Source organism: Bradyrhizobium pachyrhizi (assembly GCF_001189245.1).
In the GTDB taxonomy this organism is placed as follows: Bacteria; Pseudomonadota; Alphaproteobacteria; order Rhizobiales; family Xanthobacteraceae; genus Bradyrhizobium; species Bradyrhizobium pachyrhizi.
Genome location: NZ_LFIQ01000120.1, coordinates 332 through 21309, shown reverse-complemented (window position 1 = coordinate 21309; position 20978 = coordinate 332). Strand labels below are relative to the sequence as shown.

24 protein-coding genes are annotated in these 20978 nt (G+C 63.6%); 10 read left to right on the top strand and 14 right to left on the bottom strand.

What is annotated here, in order from left to right; genetic code table 11:
• Both AKL29_RS37270 and AKL29_RS37265 read right to left on the bottom strand, forming a co-directional pair.
• Positions 1-3765 (bottom strand): tetratricopeptide repeat protein (locus AKL29_RS37270; RefSeq protein WP_244482638.1); only part of this gene is annotated, 3765 nt, incomplete at its 3' end.
• Positions 3766-4046: 281 nt separating this feature from the next.
• Positions 4047-4889, bottom strand: a complete 843-nt coding sequence (locus tag AKL29_RS37265; RefSeq protein WP_050387619.1) for a c-type cytochrome — start codon at positions 4887-4889, stop codon at positions 4047-4049.
• A gap of 522 nt (positions 4890-5411) precedes the next feature.
• Between AKL29_RS37265 and AKL29_RS46390 the strand changes: the two genes are divergently transcribed.
• Both AKL29_RS46390 and AKL29_RS46780 read left to right on the top strand, forming a co-directional pair.
• Complete coding sequence (locus tag AKL29_RS46390; protein ID WP_082190807.1) at positions 5412-5693, top strand: DUF4440 domain-containing protein; 282 nt, start codon at positions 5412-5414, stop codon at positions 5691-5693.
• Positions 5663-5857: a nuclear transport factor 2 family protein gene (locus tag AKL29_RS46780; RefSeq protein ID WP_430648909.1), complete on the top strand. Its 195-nt coding sequence runs from the start codon at positions 5663-5665 to the stop codon at positions 5855-5857. The genes AKL29_RS46390 and AKL29_RS46780 overlap by 31 nt, the downstream gene beginning before the upstream one ends.
• Before the next feature lie 12 nt (positions 5858-5869).
• On the opposite strand, the gene AKL29_RS43115 is transcribed toward AKL29_RS46780, so the two are convergent.
• Positions 5870-6019 (bottom strand): hypothetical protein, encoded by a 150-nt coding sequence (locus AKL29_RS43115; protein WP_160321822.1) that lies wholly within the window; start codon positions 6017-6019, stop codon positions 5870-5872.
• A gap of 40 nt (positions 6020-6059) precedes the next feature.
• Positions 6060-7277 (bottom strand): glycosyltransferase family 87 protein, encoded by a 1218-nt coding sequence (locus tag AKL29_RS37255; protein WP_050387617.1) that lies wholly within the window; start codon positions 7275-7277, stop codon positions 6060-6062.
• A 253-nt stretch (positions 7278-7530) separates the two neighbouring features.
• Here AKL29_RS37255 and AKL29_RS37250 point away from each other — a divergent pair, with 253 nt between their 5' ends.
• Entirely contained in the window at positions 7531-8838 is a 1308-nt protein-coding gene (locus tag AKL29_RS37250; RefSeq protein WP_244482637.1) for a glycosyltransferase family 87 protein, read from the top strand.
• A 40-nt stretch (positions 8839-8878) separates the two neighbouring features.
• Here the strand turns inward: AKL29_RS37250 and AKL29_RS37245 are convergent, their stop codons facing one another.
• The 4 genes from AKL29_RS37245 to fliL are packed head-to-tail and all read right to left on the bottom strand — an operon-like array spanning position 8879 to position 11870.
• Complete coding sequence (locus tag AKL29_RS37245; RefSeq protein ID WP_050387616.1) at positions 8879-9703, bottom strand: MotE family protein; 825 nt, start codon at positions 9701-9703, stop codon at positions 8879-8881.
• Entirely contained in the window at positions 9700-10164 is a 465-nt protein-coding gene (locus tag AKL29_RS37240; RefSeq protein WP_050387615.1) for a DUF6468 domain-containing protein, read from the bottom strand. The genes AKL29_RS37245 and AKL29_RS37240 overlap by 4 nt, the downstream gene beginning before the upstream one ends.
• Positions 10161-11363: a flagellar motor switch protein FliM gene (gene fliM / locus AKL29_RS37235; RefSeq protein ID WP_050387614.1), complete on the bottom strand. Its 1203-nt coding sequence runs from the start codon at positions 11361-11363 to the stop codon at positions 10161-10163. The genes AKL29_RS37240 and fliM overlap by 4 nt, the downstream gene beginning before the upstream one ends.
• Positions 11364-11381: 18 nt before the next feature.
• A complete protein-coding gene (fliL, locus tag AKL29_RS37230) occupies positions 11382-11870 on the bottom strand; it encodes a flagellar basal body-associated protein FliL (protein WP_050387613.1) in 489 nt (162 codons plus the stop codon).
• Between the two features lie 382 nt (positions 11871-12252).
• Between fliL and flgF the strand changes: the two genes are divergently transcribed.
• The 7 genes from flgF (at position 12253) to AKL29_RS37195 (ending at position 17262) form a co-directional block, all read left to right on the top strand.
• Complete coding sequence (gene flgF / locus AKL29_RS37225; protein ID WP_028337172.1) at positions 12253-13017, top strand: flagellar basal-body rod protein FlgF; 765 nt, start codon at positions 12253-12255, stop codon at positions 13015-13017.
• Between the two features lie 16 nt (positions 13018-13033).
• Entirely contained in the window at positions 13034-13822 is a 789-nt protein-coding gene (flgG, locus tag AKL29_RS37220) for a flagellar basal-body rod protein FlgG (RefSeq protein ID WP_028337173.1), read from the top strand.
• A gap of 2 nt (positions 13823-13824) precedes the next feature.
• Positions 13825-14880 carry a flagellar basal body P-ring formation chaperone FlgA gene (flgA, locus tag AKL29_RS37215; protein ID WP_050387612.1) on the top strand — a complete coding sequence of 352 codons (1056 nt, stop codon included), beginning with the start codon at positions 13825-13827 and terminating at the stop codon, positions 14878-14880.
• Between the two features lie 5 nt (positions 14881-14885).
• On the top strand, positions 14886-15638 hold the full coding sequence (flgH, locus tag AKL29_RS37210) for a flagellar basal body L-ring protein FlgH (RefSeq protein WP_028337175.1): 753 nt from the start codon (positions 14886-14888) through the stop codon (positions 15636-15638).
• Between the two features lie 429 nt (positions 15639-16067).
• Positions 16068-16400 (top strand): hypothetical protein, encoded by a 333-nt coding sequence (locus AKL29_RS37205; protein ID WP_410712080.1) that lies wholly within the window; start codon positions 16068-16070, stop codon positions 16398-16400.
• Between the two features lie 96 nt (positions 16401-16496).
• Positions 16497-16790, top strand: a complete 294-nt coding sequence (locus AKL29_RS37200) for a hypothetical protein (RefSeq protein WP_050387611.1) — start codon at positions 16497-16499, stop codon at positions 16788-16790.
• 151 nt (positions 16791-16941) lie between these two features.
• Positions 16942-17262, top strand: a complete 321-nt coding sequence (locus tag AKL29_RS37195; RefSeq protein WP_050387610.1) for a hypothetical protein — start codon at positions 16942-16944, stop codon at positions 17260-17262.
• 227 nt (positions 17263-17489) lie between these two features.
• Here AKL29_RS37195 and AKL29_RS37190 read toward each other — a convergent pair whose 3' ends face one another.
• The 6 genes from AKL29_RS37190 to AKL29_RS37165 form a co-directional block, all read right to left on the bottom strand.
• Positions 17490-18404 carry a phosphatase PAP2 family protein gene (locus tag AKL29_RS37190; RefSeq protein ID WP_050387609.1) on the bottom strand — a complete coding sequence of 305 codons (915 nt, stop codon included), beginning with the start codon at positions 18402-18404 and terminating at the stop codon, positions 17490-17492.
• A gap of 319 nt (positions 18405-18723) precedes the next feature.
• Entirely contained in the window at positions 18724-19227 is a 504-nt protein-coding gene (locus AKL29_RS37185; protein ID WP_050387608.1) for a GNAT family N-acetyltransferase, read from the bottom strand.
• A gap of 34 nt (positions 19228-19261) precedes the next feature.
• Positions 19262-19705 (bottom strand): DUF1801 domain-containing protein, encoded by a 444-nt coding sequence (locus AKL29_RS37180; RefSeq protein ID WP_050387607.1) that lies wholly within the window; start codon positions 19703-19705, stop codon positions 19262-19264.
• Between the two features lie 46 nt (positions 19706-19751).
• Positions 19752-19985, bottom strand: coding sequence for a hypothetical protein (locus tag AKL29_RS37175; protein WP_028337181.1), 234 nt, complete (start codon positions 19983-19985; stop codon positions 19752-19754).
• Positions 19986-20029: 44 nt separating this feature from the next.
• Positions 20030-20461 carry an SRPBCC family protein gene (locus tag AKL29_RS37170; RefSeq protein ID WP_050387606.1) on the bottom strand — a complete coding sequence of 144 codons (432 nt, stop codon included), beginning with the start codon at positions 20459-20461 and terminating at the stop codon, positions 20030-20032.
• A complete protein-coding gene (locus AKL29_RS37165) occupies positions 20458-20781 on the bottom strand; it encodes an ArsR/SmtB family transcription factor (protein ID WP_016846748.1) in 324 nt (107 codons plus the stop codon). Before AKL29_RS37165 ends, AKL29_RS37170 begins: the two co-directional genes overlap by 4 nt.
• Between the last annotated feature and the right edge of the window lie 197 nt (positions 20782-20978).

Here is a 20978-nt window from a genome sequence, read left to right as displayed (position 1 = left end):
CTTTGGCTTGTCAGCCACCGATCCGGTGGCGACCGGATCGGGCAACGGCGCGCGGGCGCTGGCGTCGGGGAAGCGGGTCTTCATCTCGCGGATGAAGCCGTCGAGCGTGTCGACGCTGGCGGCCATTCGCGCGATCTGGGCGAATTCGGCGCTGGACGTCGCGACCGGCTTGCTGGCCGAGTCGAAGGCGAGCTTGTCGGCATCGCCGGACATCAGCGGCGCGTATTTCTCGCGGAACCGGGACAGCCCGATGGCGTCCTCGGCAAGCGCGTAGCCGACCACGGCGCGGATGATGTCGGCCTTCTCGCCCGGGTTGAGCGGGGTGAAATCGCGCCAGCGGTCACCATAATAGAGCTCGATCTGCTCGGACGCCTCGCGCCAATGCCGCGACGCCCAATAGATGTCGGAGCGCAGCCGGATTGCCTCGCGGCCGGTGATGTTCGAGATGATGTCGAGCGCGAGATCGTGCCGGCCGACGTCGCTCTGCGCGCGCGCCTCGAGCAGCAGCCGCTGCTGGCGCAGTTCGCCGGAGAGATCCGCGATCCGGGTCGAGCGCAGCGCGGCAATGGCGCGGTCGGGCTTGCGGTTCATCAGATAGACCATCGCGAGGCGCGCCGCGACCTGGGCGCGGGCCGCGCCTTCGAGCCGCTTGTCGACCTGGTATTGCAGGAGGTCGGCGGCCTGGTCGAGCAGATCGACACCGACCAGACGGTCGGCGAGACGGCGGATCATCTCGTCACCGCGGCGGCCGATCGGCGTCAGTTCGCGATATTCGTAGAAGGTGCCGAGCGCATCGATCGGCGACATCTCGTCGCCCTTGGGGCCGAGGTAGAGCTGCACGAACAAGGCCGAGGCGGCATCCTGCGCCTGGCGCGATTCCGGCGCGTTCGGTTGCAGCCGGGTCGCGGCACGCGTCACCGCGAACGCGTCGGCATAGCGCGCCGTCTCGGCGTAGATCTTCGACAGCACATACAGCGTCTTCAGCTCGATATTGTCGCCGCGCCACAGCATCGACAGAAGTTCGAGCTCCTTCAGCACATCGTCGCGGCCGATCTCGCCGCGCTTCTGCTTGAGCAGCGTCTCCAGCAACCTGCCCTCGGCGGCAGCTTGGCGATCGGCCGAATTGGCGGCGAAGCGATAGGCGTCGAGCGCATCCTTCTCCTGGCCGAGCGCCTCGGCGAGCCGGCCGCGCAGCACCGCAACCGCGGGCTTGAGCTCACCGGGAACGCCGACCACGTCGAGATCGCTCTTGCGCCGCGCGGCGCCGGCATAGTCCTTGACCTCGAGCGAGGCCTTCATCGAGTCCATGGTGACGATGCGCTGCAAATCGGGCGGCAGCGTCGCCACCGCGAATTCGGCGTTCTTGAACTTCTCGCGCGCCTCGGCCCATTTGCCCTCGCGGGCGAAGGCGAGCCCCTTCCACAATTGCGAATCGTAGCCGTTGCCGATGACGGGATTGGCGAGATCCTTGAGGCCCTGCGCCGGGTGTCCGATCAGGATGCTGGCGACCGCGTGCACCATCACCACCGACGCCGTCTCGCTGCCGCGCTTGCTCTCGGACAGGATCAGATTGGCGACACCATGGGCTTCCTGGTACATGCCGCGCGCCATGTAGAAATCGGCGAGATCGAGCCGTGCCTGCGGCAGCTGCTCCGCATTGGCCATCGAAGCCGCCGCAATCAGGCCGTCGAGCTGCTTGAGGAACGTGTCCGACTGGTTCTTGCGCCACTCGTCCGGATCGAACAACGGCTTCACCGCCGCGGTCGCGCGCTCGGCGGCGACGTCGGCCGACGACAGCGTCAGGCCGCCGGGCCGGCCCAGCATCACCTTGTCGGCGCCGACCTCCGCCTTGACGTCGTCGGCGTTGGGATGAACCACGACGCCGTGGATCGATTCCAGCAGCGAAAGCTCGACGAAATCCTGCCGCTTGATGATGCCGCGGGTCGGCGGCGGTGCGGTCACCACCCAGAGCGTATCGCCGGCGTCGGGATCGACCAGTTTGTGCAGCTGCCCGGGATTGGCGAGCGGCACGCTGACATTGGCGAGCGAGGGCTCCGAGATGTTGCGCACCACGCTGAGCGGCAGCGGCGGCTTCTGCACCCGGTCGGCAAAGGTCAGCGTCCAGCTCACGCCGCGCGAGCGGTCGTCGCTCTCGAGCGACGGCATCTGCGGCCGGTTGAGGCGGAAGCGCACCGCCTGGCCCTTCTCCAGCGCGATCCGGCTGACATCCGAGATCAGCGCGCCGCCCTTGGCACGGATCGGATCGACATCGATCGGCTCAGCCGTGTCGAACACCATCCACACCGTGTCGGCGCGGCGAAACAGCGCCGCCGGCGTCGCGGCGGGGAATGAGAACGTCACCCGCAAGCCGTCGCTGTCGCGCTGGGCTTCGACCGCAGGTTTGCCGACGGTACGGGCGTCCACAGCAGGCGGCGATGGCGCTGCAGCCGCCTTCGGCGTTTCCATCGCCGGCGCGGCGGCGACGGCGGGCACCGGCTTCGGCGCGTCGGTCACCGGCGCCGTGTTCTGTTCCGCCGCGGAGCCGGCGCCACCCTCGTGCGGCGGGTTCGGCACAGCAGCGTTCTCGGCGTTGGCCGCAGGTGCGGCCGCGATTTTCGGCAGCTCCGGATCGGACAGTTCCGATCGGGGCTGCTCCGTTTTGACGGGCGCGGCCGCCGGTTGCTCGCTCGTGGCTTGTTCGGGTTTGAGCGGTTCGGAGCGCTGCGGTTCGGACTTGGCAGGCTCCGACTTGGCAGGCTCGGACTTCGCCGGTTCGGATTTGGACTGTTCAGACTTGATCTCGATCTTGGCCTGCTGGGCGATGCTTTCCGATGTCACCGGCGCGATCGCCGCGGCGCCTTTCGGTTTGGCGCGCGGCGTCGGCAACAATGAGCTCAGCGAGGGCTTCGCCGCCTGCTGCTCGCTCTGCTGGAAGGCGACGTCGACGATGTAGTTCTTCTCGTCGCGGAACGAATGCACGTCGACATCGCCAATCAGCGATACATCGACTGCCGAGGTATCCGTGTCGGCGCGCGCGCTGATCGACGCGACATTCGGCGGGGCGGCGACCTTGGCATCGGCAAGGTCGAAGGTCAGGACCGAATTGAAGGACAACGTCAACTTCTGCTCGTTCAGCACCGAGGAGACGCTGACCCCGTCGGGCACCTCGAACACGAAGCGGACGAAGGTGGGTTGCACCAGCGCCCGAACGCGCACCGGCGGCTTCTTCTTGGCGGCGTCGGCGGCACGCTGCATGCGCAGCAGGCGCTCGGCGGCGCGGGCGCGCTCGGCAAGCTCGCGGATCACCTCCTGCGGCAGCGATGGCGGCGGGCCGGTCCAGCTGTCGGGCAGGAAGTCGATGAAGATGCGCTCGCCGGCGGTCATGGTGTTGATGGAGACGCGGCGCGCCAGCGACAGACGGATCGCCGAGCCGTCGGGATCGCGGCGCGCGGCGCCGACATAATCGGGCACGGCATCCTGCAGTTTCTCGACGGGGATATCGACCGGACGTTTGAAGCGGATCACGATGATCGAGCCGGCGGTCGTGACCTCGGACTCGACATCCTCCTTCAGCCTCAGCACCAGCCGGGCATAGCCGTTCGCGGCAGAGAATGTCGCCTCGCCGGGTACCGGGTCTTCGGCATGCGCCGCGGTCGAAAATGTAAGGGTTGTGAGCGCGAGGCCGCTGGCAAGCAGGCACAGACGCGCGGTCCGCGCCCAGGCGCGGCCTAGCGACCATGTTCCAGCGGCAGCCGTTCGCGCCATCTCGAAACGTTTTCTCGGGACCCCAGCCATACCAAGCGCGAAGCGCCCTCGCCCACGCCTCCCGATCTTGGATCGGGCGGCGTTAAGGACCTGTTAACGTCAACGGATTGTTTCGGACCGGCCCCGGCCACCGAATGGCGACCAAAAGCGCTCGGTTTGAAGCTGAAGCTTGTTCCGAGCGCCGCCGAGCGCCACAGCTGGCGGCGCGCGCTATCCTTTGGAGTCAGCCGGGAGCCCGCTGCGCGACTGTGACCGGACAGGATTTGTCCTTGCAACGAGCCTTACTCGGCGCTGCCGGGTACCGTGCGCAAATACGCCACGATGGCGTCGAGGTCATCGGGACTGATCCGGGCGTAGTAGTGGTATCCCATCGGTCGACCGAGACGGCTGCCGTCGCGGCTGACGCCGTCGGTGATCGCACGCTTGATCTCGTCGTCGCTCCATGCGCCGATCCCATTGGTCTTGTTCTGCGTGATGTTGCGTGAAACCGAGATTCCCCACGGCCCGGAAAATTTGACGCCACCCGCACCAAGACTGCTCTTGTATTCTCGTCCCCTCGGTCCAATCGGCGTATGGCACGCCATGCAATGCGCGATCGTGACGAGATAGAATCCCTTCTGCACCTTGTCGCTCATCATCGGTTCGGCGAATGGGTTCTCGCCGCCCGGCGGAACGTTCTCGACCTGAGGCACCTTGTAGATCGGATCGGGCACCTTGTTGTGGACCGGCGTGATCGTACGCAAATATGCGACGACCGCATCGAGATCATTTTCCGTCAGGATGTGATAGAAGCTGGTCGGCATGACCATCGCGGTATGCACTCCCTTTGGGGTCTGCCCGGTCCGCAGCAGTTTCTTGATATCGGCATCGCTCCAGCTTCCGATGCCTGTTTCCTTGTCTTGTGTAATGTTGGCGGCATGCACTGTGAACGGCGGCTCGTCCCAGTAACCTCCGCCCGAGAATGCCTTCTCCAAAACATCGCCGTTCGGTCCCTTGGGCGTGTGGCAATTGCCGCAAGCCAGAATGCCGTTGACAAGGTAATCGCCCCGTTTGACCAGTTCGGATTGGGCCCATGCCAGATTGGTGGTGGCGATGACGACAAGCATCATGAACAGGTTACGCATATCGGTTTCCTTGAAATTTCTTGGTGATCAAAAATTCAATTTCTGATCGGGCGCAGCTTCGCGTCCGGCACAAGAGCAATTCAATCAATCAACTCAAGCGGCGGTCCATGCGACCGCAATCACGGAAGGCCAAAAGTAGCGAAATCGCGCTCGCCTTCCTCGCGCCAATGCTAGACTCGCATCAAGCACTTTGGCAATGTCTGCGATGGCTCTGTTGCAACGGTCTTGGCGCCGTTCGGCGCGGATGTGCGCCGAGGCGCCACAAGAGGGGGCCACAAGCCGCCCTGCTCCGCTTATGCCGGCGAAGGATCGTGACCATCAGGCCGGCGATTTGCGGAAGGCTTGTGGCCTGCTTGTCCATTGCACCGGATCGGGGCGACTTGGCGAACTCGGCCGGACGGACATCGAAGCGGTCAAGCCGCCCTGTTGATTGGTAATGATGATTTATCGCAACGCGGAAGCAGCACTGCTGCCTCACTCGATTTCCGATTGTTCGGCAATAATTTCTTTTGAGGATCACCCATGCGAAAGCCACTATCAATTCTTGCTCTTTTAATGAGTGTCTCGATTGCCCAAGCCGGTCCGAAGGAGGACGCAGCGCAGCTCGTTGAACGCTGGAGCAAAGCCTTCGCTGACGCCGACCTTGACGGTATCGTCAGTTTCTATGCCCCGGAAGCGACCGTGATCGGGACGTTCGGCAAGGTCGTCATGACGAAGCCGGAGCAAATCCGCAAATACTTCGAAGCGACAATCCTCAATTCGCCCCCAACACCGTGGCGCTGCAAAGCGCAGAGACTCTCCTGATCGACGAGAGGACGGTGGTGCTTGCCGGGTTCGACACCATCTCCGGCGTCATGAAGGATGGCCAGCCTTATAGCAGCCTCGGCCGCGTCACATTCGTGATCGCGAAGCAAGGCTCGGATTGGAAGATTGTCCATCTGCACCGGTCTCCACTCCCGAAAACCTGACGACAGACCCCGTCAGTTCGTCTTCGGCGTGAGCATCTTGCCTTCGATCTTGGGAAGATCGTCGGTCGAGGCCGATTTGTCGCCGCCGGCACGGCAATTGGCGACCGAGCGGTTCTGCTCCTTTGCTCCCGCGCCGATGGCAAAACCCGAGAAACTGGACACTCCCGCGATATTACGGAGGCTCGAGTGAGGTGCTCCGAATTCAGACCGTCGCGACCTCTCGCTCGCTATGCGCCGCTTGCCGCGTCTGCGTGCTCTCCCGAACCAGCAACCAGCAGAACAGGATGATGACCGGAGAACCAAAAGGCAGCGGCTTCACGACCGACAGTTGATAGAGGACAGGTAGGTAGAAGACCATCGGCGCGAGAAACGTCACGCCAAGCACCATTTTCGACCAGGCCGGAAAGCCGCCCCTCAACCATTCGCGGAGCATCCAGGCCAGCGGCAGCGCCATGATGAGCATGTCGTAGAACAGGCAGAACGGCGTAACCAGAAGGCAGGTGAGCACGATGATCGAGCGTTCAGTCGCAGCAGTGATCTTCTGACGCAACATCCAGATCAGCACACACGTCATGCCCAGCGCCACGAGGCCGTGAATGATAAAGGCCGTGTTGACGCCGGCGCCGAGCAGGCGCGCTGTCGCGTACACGCTCTGCAGCAATGAAAACTCGACGTCGCCGTTCTCGAGAGCCTGACGGGCCGAGTGAGAGACGTCGAGGAAGTTGAGCCATGTATCCAGGCCGAACAGCAGCGCGGACAGCACGACGAGCGAGATCGACGACATGCCTGCCCAGATCAGCGTGCGCCAGCGACCTGTGACGATCAGGGCGATCGGCACGGCCAGCGCCAGGTGCGGCTTGATCACCATCAGCCCGAGGATCGCGCCCGCGAGCTTTGGCCTCCGGTCCATGATGTTGAGACCGCACCCAAGGATCGATGCCGTCAGAAAGGCGTTCTGCCCTGCCACGGCATTAAGATAGACCGGCGCATAGGCGAGGATCGCGACCAGGCACCAAGGCGTTCGCAAGATGCGCCAGATCACCGCGGCGAACGCCGCCGCCGTCATACCAATGAACACGAACAGCGAGGCGAAATACGGCGCGAGCGCGAGCGGCAGGCACACAAGCAGCATCGTCGGCGGATAGAAGAACGCCTCGTAGCCCTCTCGCAGGTATGGAGCTTCCGCGAGCAGATGCAATTCGGGCACATAAACCTCGGCGGGATGGCCGGCCAGAACCTGAAGCGAGGCCGCCCAGAACGTCAGAAAGTCCGAGCCGAGCAGAAAATTATTCGCGCCATAGCCGCCATCGCGGTAAAATAGCAAAAGCGACCTCGCGAGAGTCAGCACCAGCACAATTGCGACGCCACTCACGTACAATCGGGCGCGCGGCGCGGTGAGCCATGGCATGTCTTTCAGCATTGGCAATTCCTAAAGCACCACCTTGAGACATAGCGACTTCAATTCCAGAATGACAAATCGGTTGCAACTTAACGCTACCGTTTAAGGCTACCATAACCGGCGTACACTTCTCGGCGTCGATAGGCGTTTGGCTTCGCGGAGACCCCGTCGAGCCCACACCATCGGAGGCGGCGAACATCCGCGTCTGCATCGAGAGGATTACCCCCGGTCCGCCGGACATGCGCGGAACTCTCAGCGATTAACCGAACGCCCAATGGAGATCGGCCACTCGCTTGCGCCACCGCCAGTTGCGGTATACAACCGCTTACATTTCAAGCAATTCTTAGTTTCTGGCAGTTTCATGAACGGATTTGGAATGGTGCGCGCCCGTGCGGAGCGCAGCGGATACGACCGTGCATTGGCCATTGCCTGCCTCATCGTGTTGGGCTTTACCCTTTACTGCGTGGTACCGAAAGTCGTTGACGGTACCGGCGCGACCGGGCTCGACTTTTCATGCTTTTGGAGCGCGGGGAAGATGGCGCTCGATGGCCATGCCGCCACCGCCTACGATTGGCCGCAGTTGCGGCAAGCGATCATTCAAATACATCCCAGCTTGAACGATGCTCCGTTCCCCGTTTACGAGGTGCCGATACCGTTTTTCTACCCGCCGTTTTTTTTCTTTGCGGCGGCACTGCTGGCACTGCTGCCGTTTCCGACCGCGTTCTGGGTCTGGAGCACCGCAAAGCTGCTGTGCTGGGGGCTCGTTATTTCCGCCATCCGGCCACGCTTCGCCGTACTGCTGCTGGCGTTCGCCGTGCCGGCCGTCCTGTACGATTTCATCGTCGGCCAAAGCTCCCTGCTCGCGGCATCGCTGCTCGGCGCGATTCTGCTGACGCTGGACCGGCGCCCGATCGTCAGCGGCTTCCTGATCGCGCTGCTGATCTTCAAGCCGCAATATGGCGTCCTGCTTCCGCTCATTCTGATCGCTACTGGACGCTGGACCGTCTTCATCACAGCCAGTTTGGTGACACCGGTGCTCTTGCTGCTCACCGGGCTTACCTTCGGCTGGGATACTTTTGAGGGGTTCCGTGAGGCCGCCGTCTTCGCGACGACGCAGTTCCATCTCACCGGCACGCTGGCCTGGTACAAGCTGCAGAGCGTCTACGGCGTGCTTCGGTTTGCCGGTTTTGGCTATGGATCGGCCATGGCACTGCACGTCGCGGTCGCTGCGGCAGCCGCGACGTGGACGCTGATCATCTGGCGCCGCAACGTCAACTTCGCCGTCAAGGCCGCGAGCCTGCTCGTCGCGACATTGCTCGTATCTCCCTACTTCGCGATCTACGATACGGCGCTACTGGCTCTCGCGCTCGTCTTTCTCATGAACGCGCCCATGGCCGAACCTGGCTCGCTTCTTTCGAATCGCTCCGAACTCCGGATCGGGTTCGGCGTGCTTGTCCTGGCGGGGTTCACCTACCCGGTCGCACTCGTGCCGGTCGGTCCGTTCATGTGCGCGACCCTCATCGCGATGATCTGGATGCGATGCAGGCAACCCGGCGTTAAGTCGGATCTAGCTTACGGCTGAGGAGTCCACCGCCAATTGGCGGACTTCCCGATAGCCCCCGTCAGTTCGTCTTCGGCGTGAGCATCTTGCCTTCGATCTTGGGAAGATCGTCGGTCGAGGCCGACTTGTCGCCGCCGGCGCGGCGGGCGAGTTCGACCGTGAGCCGTTCGGCGGCTTCCGGCTGCATCAGGCCGAGGATATCGGACATCTTGCGCGGCTGGATCTGCGAGGCGATCTGGTAGAGCACGTTCATTTCCAGACGATCGAACACTTTTGCGGCGTCCTTCGGCTTCATGTTCTCGTACATGGTGACGATGCCCTTGAAACGCGCGGCATCGGCTTCCGCCTTTGCCGCGGCATCGGCATTCGCCTTGGCGTCATTGGCCTTGGCCTCCTCGACCTTGGCCTCGATGCGCTTCTCAGCAGCCTTCAACAGGCTTTCGCGGATCTCGACCTCGCGCGCGCGCGTCTCGAGCTCCTGGCGGCGCGACTGCAACCGTTCCAGGATCGCGCGCTCCGACGCCGACACCGGCGCCGGGGCATCCAGATTGACGACAACGCCATCGGGCTTGGACGGCTCCGCGGCCGGTGCGGCCGGCTTCGGCGCCTCGTCCTTCTTCTCGTCCTTCTTGGCGTCCTTGTGCTCGACCGATCCCGTGATGTCGCCGGGATCGGCCTTGATCTTGCTGTCAACCACCGCCTTGCCGCCGCCGGGGAAGTTGAAGTTCTGCTGCGCCCAAGACGGACCGGCCGGGCCGGCCGGCGGCGTATCGTCGGCAAACACGTAACCGCCATCGAGCACGAGGCCCGCGACCTTCAGCACCATCAGGCCGAAGATCGCGACCAGCACCACGGGCATCACTCTGATGTCACGAAGCAACTTCATGCAGCGAGGCCGCCGGCCCTCCTGCGCTCGGTGAAGGCTTCAGCCGCCGCGGCGACCGCGTGCGCGGCCGAGACCCTGGGCGCCGGCGCCACTGGCGCGGCTGCTTGTGCCGGTGCCTGCACGGGCTCGGACGGCCGCGCGGCCAGCGCGATCTTGGACAGGCGGCGCACCACGTGGTCGCCTTCCGCCAGCTGGTCCTTGAGCAGCGCCGACATCTGCGTCGCCGCATCGAGCTGGGTGCCGAGATTCTCGTTGACGTCGCGCACCGCGTGCTTCAACCCGCCGATCGCCCGCTCCGCGATCTCGGTCGCGGTGATCAATTCGGCGATCGTCGCCTTCAGCGAATGCTCGTCGGCCTTCAGTCGCTGCAGGCGCTTGTTGAGCAGCCAGCAATAGCCGATCGTCAGCATCAGCAGCACGGCTACCAGACTCTCGATCGCTAATCCAAGCACATGACTCATGGTGCCTCCATCATCTTGGTCCGCTCGTCCGCCTTCTCGAACATCGCGAAGGTGGTTTGGGGTTTACGCAAATTCTTGGTGACGCGGATCGCGACACGGTCGCCGACCCGGCCCATGCGCCCTTCCGTCAGGGTGACGTTGCCGCAGCGCACCGATACCAGCGCGTCGGAGCGGATATCCAGCGGCAGCGTGTCTCCGACCTTGAGCTTCATCAGCTCCTTCAGCGGGATATCGGCTTCATAGAGCACCGCGTCGACCGAGATCTCGGCCTGCGCCACTTCGGTGGCGAAATGGCCTTCCCAGATCGGGTCGCGGCCGAATTTCTCGCCCATGAACATCTGCAACAGCACGTTGCGGATCGGTTCGATGGTGGCGTAGGGCAGCAGCAATTCGACATTGCCGCCGCGGTCTTCCATGTCGATGCGCAGGCGCACCAGGATCGCGGCGTTGGCCGGGCGGCTGATCGCGGCAAAGCGCGGGTTGGTCTCGAGCCGGTCGATCGTGAAGGTTACCGGCGACAGCGGCCGGAACGCCTGCTCGGCATCCGACAGCACCACCTCGACCAGGCGCTTGACGAGATTGGTCTCGATCGTGGTGTAGGGCCGGCCCTCGATGCGCAGCTGGGTCTGGCCGCGGCGGCCGCCGAGCAGCACGTCGATCATCGAATAGATCAGGCTGGAATCGACCGTGGCGAGACCGAAGTTCTCCCACTCCTCCGCCTTGAACACCGAGAGCACCGCCGGCAGCGGGATCGAGTTCATGTAGTCGCCGAAGCGCACCGAGGTGATGCGGTCGAGCGAGACCTCGACGTTGTCGGAGGTGAAATTGCGCAAGCTGGTCGTCATCAACCGCACCAGGCGGTCGAACACGATTTCGAGCATCGGCAGACGCTCGTAGGACACCATCGCGGAATCGATGATGGCGCGAATGCCGGAATGGTCGTCGAGGCTGACGTCGCCGACCGTGAAGCCGAGGAGATTGTCGATCTCCTCCTGCGACAGCACGCGCTCGCCATTGGTGTTCTTGCCGCCGAAGTCGCGGCTGCCGTCCTCGACCATGGCGGCCCATTGCAGCGCCATGTTCTCGGTGAGCTCGTTCTTGGCGGCTTCCGCCGCGGCCGCCGCGGGATCCTCGGAATCGAGCGAGGCTTCCCACTGCGCCGCAATGGCGTCCTGGTCCATCTGGTCGTTGCCGGCCATGGCTTTACATCCACCCCGTCACTGGATCACGACTTCCTTGAACAGCACCGCGTTGACCTGGTTGGGTGCCAGCGCGAGGTTGACACGCTTGGTCAGCTCTTCCTTGAGGCGGAACAGGCCGGCCGAGCCGTTGAGGTCGCTGGGGCGCAGCTCGCGCATGTAGGTCTGGAACAGATCGGTGACGCGCGGCAGCGCTGGCTTGATCGCCTCGACCTGTTTCTCTTCCTTGACCTCGAGCACGAGCTTCAGCTTGAGATATTGCACGCGCTCGCCCGGCGCGCCGACCAGATTGACCAGCATGTCCGGCACGTCGACGAAGCTCGGCGGCTTCGGCGGCGGCGCTTCGGCGTGCTGCTCCTCACCGTGGCCGCGCATGAAGAAGAACCAGCCGCCGGCGCCCGCGCCGAGCACGACGAGGAAGCCGACGACGGCAATGATCAGCTTGAGCTTGCCCTTCTTCGGAGCGGCCGCGCCCTCGCCGGTCTCCGTCTTTTCCTCGTCCGCCATCGTCCGCTCGCTTCAACCCGAAGGATGCGAACGCGATTTGCCCCAGCTTTGGCCTGAAGACGCGATACAAATGCCGCCGGCGCACACGCGCCCCAATGCCGGCAACACTGGGGTCATAATGGTTAACGGAAGCTTAGGATTTACCTTCCACTAGGAAAAAACTGCCGGGCAAACATGGTCAACAAGACCTTTCTGCCGCCCCGGGCCGTACCCGGTAAAACAACTAAGCCATTCAAATAACACACCATTTTAAGTTGGCACGGCTTTCGCTGAGAGGACGGCGTAACCCGCGGGTTTGGGAGAATCCAATGGTTACCGACGGATCCGGCGTGAAGGTTTGGGAGAACCTGCATTCGGATCGCCTCACAGGGGAGAACCACCGATGCAGAATACGCTTCTGGTCGGCCTATCGAAGCAGATGGTGCTGGAACGGCAGATGGATGTCGTCTCCAACAACATCGCGAACATGAACACCAACGGCTACAAGGCCGACCGGTCGCTGTTCCAGGAATATCTGTCCTCGAACGCGCATGAGGACAATTTCGCGTCCTCCGACCGCCGCGTCTCCTTCGTGCAGGACCGCGCGACCTTCCACGATTTCTCGCAGGGTCCGACCGAAGAGACCAAGAACCCGCTCGACGTCGCGATCGACGGCAACGCCTTCCTGGTGGTGCAGACGCCGGGCGGCGAGCGCTACACCCGCGAAGGCAGCCTGCAGATCAACAATCGCGGCCAGCTGGTCACCGCCTCCGGCTACCAGGTGCTCGGCACCGCCGGCCCGATCACCTTCCAGCAGACCGACCACGACGTCTCGATCGCCGCCGACGGCAACATCACCGTGCTCGAGGGCACCTCCCGTCTCGATTCGATCCGCGGCAAGCTGCGCCTCGTCTCGTTCGCGCAGGCCCAGCGCCTGCTGAAGGAAGGCTCCAACCTCTACGCGCCGGGCGAAGGCACGCAGGCGCTGCCGGACACCAAGGCCCAGATCCGCCAGGGCTTCATCGAGAAGTCGAACGTCAATTCCGTCGTCGAGATGAGCCGCATGATCGAGATCACGCGGACCTACACCCAAATCGCCTCGCTGCTGCAGCAGGAGAGCGACCTGCACAAATCGGCGATCGAAAAGCTCGCCGACGTGCCGAACTGATCCGGGGGATTGACCGATGCGCGCACTTTATACAGCTGCGACCGGAATGGCGGCACAGGAACTCAGCGTTCAGGTGATCTCCAACAACATCGCGAACCTGCGCACCACCGGCTACAAGAAGCAGCGCGCCGCGTTCCAGGACCTGATCTACGACCATGTGCGCCGGGTCGGCGCGCAGGCCTCCGACCAGAACACCATCATGCCGATGGGCATCGACCTCGGCGGCGGCGTCAAGACCGTCGGCACGCCGCGCATGATGACCCAGGGCACGCTGTCGCCGACCGGCAACGATCTCGACATCGCAATCCGCGGTGAAGGCTTCTTCAAGATCCTGATGCCGGACGGCACCTTCACCTACACCCGCGACGGCTCGTTCCAGATGGACAATCAGGGCCGCATCGTCAACGCGCAGGGCAATTTGCTGCAGCCGACGATCACGATCCCGCAGAACGCATCCGGCCTCACCATCAATGCGCAGGGCCAGGTCTCGGTGACGCTGCCGGGACAGACCGCATCGACCAACATCGGCCAGATCGGCCTGACCCGCTTCATCAACAAGGCCGGCCTGATGCCGATCGGCGACAACCTGTTCCAGGAAACGCCGGCCTCCGGCCAGCCGCAGGACGGCACCGCCAACACCGACGGCTATGGCGACATGCAGCAGAGCAACCTCGAACAGGCCAATGTCGAGGTGGTCTCGGAAATCTCCGACCTGATCGCCGCGCAGCGTGCCTATGAGATGAACTCGAAGGTGGTTTCCGCCGCCGACCAGATGATGCAGTCGACCTCCAACCTGTTCCGCTGAGGATGATGTCGATGATCGCCCGCCCACTCCTGATCGCAGCCGCGCTCCTCGCCGTCGCCGTGGCGCCGTCGGCCGCGCAAAGCCGCCGCGAGACCATCGCGGTGCCGACGCTGCGCGCCAGCATCACGGTCGCCGACGACATCGTGCGGGTCGGCGACCTCATCGACAATGCCGGCAGCGCCGGCAGCGTCGCGGTCTACCGCGCGCCGGACCTCGGCACGACAGGCACGCTGCCGGTCGCGCAGGTGCTGAACGTGTTGCGCTCGCACCAGGTGATCGGCGTCGATACCCGCGAGCTGAAGGAGATCACCGTCACCCGGCTGGCGCGCACCATCGACAGCAAGGAGATCGAGCAGCAGGTGTCGCGCGCGCTGGAGGGTCGCCACGGGCTCGGCAGGGCCGGCAACATCGCGCTGACCTTCGACCGCGATCCCGGCGACATCCGCCTCGAGGCGACCAATACCGGCGTGATGCAGCCGATCGCCGTGCGCTACGACCCGCGCTCGACGCGTTTCGACCTGACCTTCGAGATCGGCAACGATGCCGGCGCCGCGCCATCGAAGCTGCGCTTCACCGGAACCGCGATCGAGACCATCGAGGCCGCCGTGCTGACGCGCAATGTCGAGCGCGGCGATGTGCTGAAGGCTTCCGACGTGATCGTCGAACGCCGTCCGAAAGCCGAAATCGGCAACGACGCGGCGGTGCGCGACAGCGCCGTCGGCATGCAGGTCCGCCGCCAGCTCCGCCCCGGCCAGGCGCTTCGCGTCGCCGACCTCGCGAAGCCCGATCTCGTCACCCGCGACCAGAACGTCACGCTGATCTATCGCACCGCTGGCCTCTACCTGACGATCCGCGGCAAGGCGATGGATGGCGGTGCCGAGGGCGACACCGTCAGCGTGATGAATCTGCAGTCGAAGCGCGCCGTTTCCGGCGTCGTCACCGGCCGCGGCGAGGTCTCGATCTCAGTCGCGACCCCGCGCCCGGCGCCGACCGCCGACGCCACCGAATCCAATTCCGCTTCCGTCAAGCTGAGTTCAGTCGCACCAAACGCCGAGTAAAGTTCATGTCCCAGTACCGCATCAACCGCCTCGTCCTGACCGGTGCGCTGCTCGCGCTCGGAACGATCGCCAGCGGTTGCTCGTCGATCGACCGTCTCTCCCAGATCGGCGAGCAACCGAAGCTGTCGTCGATCGACAATCCGACCACCCAGCCCGGCTACAAGCCGGTGCAGATGCCGATGCCGAAGCCCGAGGTCGCCTCCTACAGCCCGAACTCGCTGTGGCGCAGCGGCTCCCGCGCCTTCTTCAAGGACCAGCGCGCCGCGCGCGTCGGCGACATCCTGACCATCACGGTGAACTTCACCGACAAGGCCGCGATCGCCAACGAGACCCAGCGCAGCCGCACCAATTCGGAAGACTCGGGCGTCACCAACTTCCTCGGCTCGCAGACCATCACGCAGCCGAACAAGATCCTGCCCGGCCGCATCCTGACCGCCGACTCCACGGCGTCGAGCGACGGCAAGGGCTCGGTGAACCGCCAGGAAGCGTTGCAGACCAACGTCGCCGCAGTCGTCACCCAGGTGCTGCCGAACGGCAATCTCGTGGTCGAAGGCAAGCAGGAGATCCGCGTCAACTTCGAAATCCGCGAGCTGATCGTGGCCGGCATCGTGCGCCCGGAGGACATCCAGAGCGACAACACCATCGATTCCTCGAAGATCGCCCAGGCCCGCATCGCCTATGGCGGCCGCGGCCAGATCACCGACGTGCAACAGCCGCGCTACGGCCAGCAGGTTCTCGACGTGCTGCTGCCCTTCTAACGGCATGATCCCGCAAAGCGGAAACCGGTTTACGGAAACGGATCATGCCCGAGTAGGACTTTTACGAGCTCCCACATCTCGTCGCGAACCTAGGCGCGGCGCGGTGTACCAACACGGCCCTCGCTAGCTCCCCTGGCGAGGGTCGTGGCTTTTTGTGACCGGTGGCGTGCGCCGGCGCGATCGCCGCGCATCAGTCCGATACCGCTTCACGAAAGTCGCGCCATCGCCTTGTCGGTTCGTTAACCCTCGCAGCAGCGCACAGTAGAAGTCCCGGCGCTTGCAACGTAGGGAGACGACAACGCAGGGTTTTCTGTTTGTATGACGGTCATGCAAAGAGACGGACGATATGCGGCGTGGTTCCGGACGCCGCGGGGCGAAGGCACCGGAATAGTCCAGCTCGCAAATGGCAGGATCTCGGGCGGCGACGCCATGTTCATTTATGGCGGCACCTATCAGCTCGATGAGGACCGCTTCACGGCGACGCTGACGACGCACCGCTATGCCGACGGTCCGTTCACCACCGTGTTCGGATGCGACGAGGTCGAGGCGCAGCTGACGGGCTCGTTCAACGGCAACCGGGCGGTGTGCTCGGGCACGGCCAAGCAGGCCCCCGGCGTGCTGTTCGAAGCCACGCTGTTTCTGCAGCAGCAGGAGCCGGAGCCCGCCCCCGGCCCAAGGACCACGACAACGCGCGCGGGTGTGGCGAGGCTGCCGAAGCTCCCCGGCCGGCGCACGACGGTCGTGAGCAGGCGTTTCAGCTAAACCGTCCGCAATCCCGATGGCGTCGCCACCCGGTCCGGCGTACGATCGCGCATGCGCGAAGCGCAGCCCGATCGATGCAGCCGGAAGGAGGAACGAATGTATGCCGCCATCCGTCACGCCAAGGCGAAGACTGGTAGCGCCGAGGAACTCGCGCGCCGGATCAAGGAAGGCGCGATCCCGATCATCAGCGACGTCGAAGGCTTCATGGCCTATTACGTGGTCTATGCCGGCGACGATACGATCACCGCGATCAGCGTCTTCAACAACCATGCCGGCGCCGAAGAGGCCAATCGCCGCGCGCTGGCCTGGATCGACGACAATCTCGGCCCATTGCTGGTCGGCCAGGCCACCGCAGTCGCAGGTCCCGTGATCGTCCATACGAAGGCCTGACGGCCGCGCCCGGCAAACTTCGCCCGGCAGAAGCTGCCCGCTGCCAGTCGTGCGCGCGTGGCGGCATCGCGATCCCCTTGAAATCACGGCTGCAACGTATGGCACGCCATTTGCTCCACGATTGCAGCATTGCAATGGGGACTGCGCGCAGATGACGTCGATCTCGGCCCTTGGATCGGTCACCGCCAGCATGACGACTGGCACATTGAAGAAACCGCTGACCGCCGACGCCACCGGCGGCAGCTCGCTCGGCGATACCGTCGAGCAGAAGTTTCTCAAATACGCGCAGATGAGCCCGATGGACCGGATGCGCGCGAACATCCTCAAAAGCATGGGCATGTCGGAAGAAGACCTCAAGAACATGACGCCGGATCAGCGCGCCGCGGTCGAGCAGAAGATCAAGGAGCTGATCGAGCAGGCGTTCCAGAAGAACGCCGGCAAGGCCGGCCAGGCGGTCGACATCTCGGCCTAGCACGCCGACCATCGACGATGGCATCGCCGAGCTGATCGCCAGATCGGACACCGCGAGCGCGAGCCCCTAGTGTCCCGAATCCGAAGTTCGCATCATTTGCCGCACCTTCGGAGCGAACTTCGGATTCGATAAGGACACTAGCAAACTTATGATTCTAGTGTGCTTTATGAATGCGAAGTTCGTGAAAGTGGCTGCCGCGAAATCGCACGAACTTCGCATTCAGCACACTAGGCGGACGCTGCCTCCGGCACCGGCATTCCGCGCATGGTGGCGTATGATCTGCCGAGGATCGCCTCGATCGCCATCGCAGCCAGCCATAGCAGTGCACCGCAGGACAGATCGATGACGTAATGCCCGCCGATCGGAACGGTCGCGATCAGCACAAGCGCATTCCAGATCAACGTGACGGCGAGCAGCCATCTCGTCCCTGTCGTCGCACAAATCGTCATCAGGACGAGGCAGGTGTGAAACGACGGGAATGTCACCACGCCTTGCAGATTTTCGAATGACACGTTCGGAGACAGAGCATTGCGAAAATACTCGAACTTGGCGAGATGATAGATTCCTGCGCCGTCGGGAAGCTGCTCAAGCACCTCTATCGGATGGTGGAAATAGGCAAAAGCTCCCCTGGCGGGCCAGAACACTGAAAACGTCGCAGCGACAACCACGGTCAGGCTGAACACGAATACCAGCTGCCAGAGCTTGTCGAAGCGTCCCATCATGGCCAGGAACGGCAGCAGTGCGGCAAGCTGGAGCAGCCAGCTGTCGTAAGCCACGGATAGCAGATGGGACAGCAAGGGATGATCCGCAAACCACCGGATCATGGACGGCAAATCGACCCCGACCGCACGATCGGCGTTGCCGAGAACGTCATCGATCAAGGGGAACTTGTACCGCAAGCCGACCAGGCTGATGACCGCGGCCGCCACGATCGACCAGCAAGTCGCAGCGACGGCGCCCCCCAAATGAGAGAGTGTCGGCGCGGTGCGCCATCTGCCGTAGACGACATGGACGATGATGAGGAACGCCATCATGCCGGAAAACAGCGCCAGATCCCTGGCGTCGATCGCGATCCGAAATCTCCAAAGCAGGAAGCCGGTGAAACCGCTCGCCGCGAGGGCAACAAGCCATGAGCCGAGCATGCTCCATTTGTAGGGATGGGTTCCCTGAAGTGCCTCTGCCGCAGCTTTCGCCTCTGGAGAGACCCTTCGCGGGGCAGGGAGATCCGCCGACGACGCGATCCGTGACGGACCAAGCAACTGACTGAGCATTCCGACTGCCATTCCAGCGGGCGCCTCGACACGAGACCCGCTCATTCCACAGCCACAGGTTTAGCAGTCACTCGTTAAGTTGCGTCGGTACACAGCTACAACCGGACAACCTTCATGTCCAATGGTGAACGGTTTATTTCGCTATATCTCTGAAAGGGGGAGTTGGGTTCCCAAATGCCCGAAGAGCCGGCTACTGACGGAGATCCGGCCTGTCGCTCAGGACAATGAAGACCTTGCCGCCGAAGTCGTATCGCGCGACCTCGCGCATGCCGAGCCGCAGATGCGCCTTCAGCGAGCGCGGATTGTCTTCCCTGATGAACAGGATTGCCTCGCGGCCGCGGAACGCCGCTTGAAGCTTCGCGTACAACGCCTCCAGCACGCCAAGGCCGCGCGCGTTTCGGGAGACGCACACCGGGCCGTAGACATATGCATCGGGACTGCCTGGCCAGGCCGTCAGCATGGCCTGCACCGGCGGCGCCTCGCCATATCCCTTCTCCGACGTCAGGAGCGCGCCGAGCAGCCTGCCCTCATCATCGGTCGCGATAACGATCGGCTGTCCGTTTGCAATGCGCGTCTCGATCACCTCGCGCGGCCATCGCCCGAGCAACATGCCGCCGTGCTCCCCGCTCTCGGCCGTCAACAGCGCGGAGGTGGCGTCCGCATCGGACCATGTGGCTAGCCTGGTCTTGATCATCGCGGATGGATCGCGAGCACCATGCCGGCGCAGCTCACGCCTTCTTCTTTGCGGTCGCGCGGGTACCCGCGGTCTTCGTCACTGGCTTGTTCGCCGGCTTCCTTGACGGCTTCTTTGACTTGGCCTGGTTGAGTTCGATCGCGGCACGAATAAGCGCTTTGAGCGCGCGATCGTTGATCTTGTCGCCCTCGAACAGATCGATCGCGCGCCGCGCGTTGCCCTCGAAGCCGGTGTTGAACAGTCTGTCGGGGTCCGGCAGCTGCGCGCCATACATGAAGGTCAGCTTGACCTTGCCCTTGTGGGCATTGCCGACCGCGATGATGCCGTCGCGCGACCACACCGGGCTGCCCATCCACTTCCACTCCTCGATGATCTCAGGATCGGCGGCGAGGATGCTCTTGCGCAGGTTGGCGAGCGTCTTGCCGCGCCAGTCGGTGAGGTCCTCGATCATCCGGTCGATACGTTCCGATGCCGTCATTGCTGTCTCTCGCGCCTCATCCGCCCCAAGCCGTCACGTCATGCAATCACACTTGGGACGCGGACGTCGATCCCCCATGCTGACGCCGCGGCGACAGATAAGGCAACGCGAACAGATAGAGGCCGCTGAGCAGCATGAAGATCAGCGGGAACAGCGCCAGCAGGCCGATCCAGACCGCCTGCTGCTGCAGGATCATGGCGACGATGTTGATGATGACGGCAACCGTGAAGGCGATCGAGAGCCAGCGGTGCGATTGCCGGATCCAGTTGTTCCAGTTCAATGTGACCTCCTGTTGGATGAATGTTGCGGGTTCGCGAACGCGCCTCACTCCGGCCGCGCCATCAGCTGATCGAGATTCTCGAGGAACTGCTTCCATCCGGCATGGGCGCCGCCATAGGCCTGCTTCTGATGCGGCTGGAAGCCGGACTGCACGACGCGCAGATGGGTGCCGGTCGCCGTCGGCGTCAGCGTGAAGACCACGACGCTCTCGAGATTGTAGCCGGCATCCGCATGCGCAAAATTCCAGGTGTAGGACAGCGTCTTGTGCGGCTCCACGGCGAGCACCTTGCAGTCCAGCACGCCGCCCCACTCGCCGCGCAGGTTGAAGCTGTGCCCGACCTCGGGCTTGAAGTCGTTCTTCATCAGCCACTCCTCCATCAGATGCGGTTGGGTCAGCGCGCGCCAGAGCTTTTCCGGCGGATGCGGAAATTCACGCTCGACGATCGCGGAGCGCGTTTCAGCGGTGGTCTTGTTCATTGGTCCATCCTTTTGAGGAGATCTTCGAGGTGGTCGAACCGGTTCTGCCAGAAGCCCGCCATCTGGCTGGTCCAGTCGATCAGCGGCGCCAGCGCGCCGAGTTGCGCGCTGTAATGGGTCTGCCTGCCTTCATGGCGATCGCGCACCAGCCCGGCCTGCTTCAGCACGCCGAGATGCTTCGACACCGCCGGCTGCGAGATCCTGGCACGGGCCGTCAGCGCGCCGACGGTCTGCTCACCCTCGCGGCACAGGCGCTCGAAGATGGCCCGGCGGGTCGGGTCTGCGAGGGTTCGAAACAGGATGTCGTGAGCGTCAGGCATTTGCGATCAATAACTCATTGGTTATGGATTAACGTATAACCAGCCAGCTATGGATAAGTCAACCGCAAACTTCGGCGGCTCGACAGCGGCCGCGCTACCTGAGGTTTTCCGGCGCGATGGCGCAACAAGACCGCCCGCGCCTTTCATAACCCACAGGTTATCCGGTGGCGCCGATCGGCCCGTCGGGCCGTAGCCCG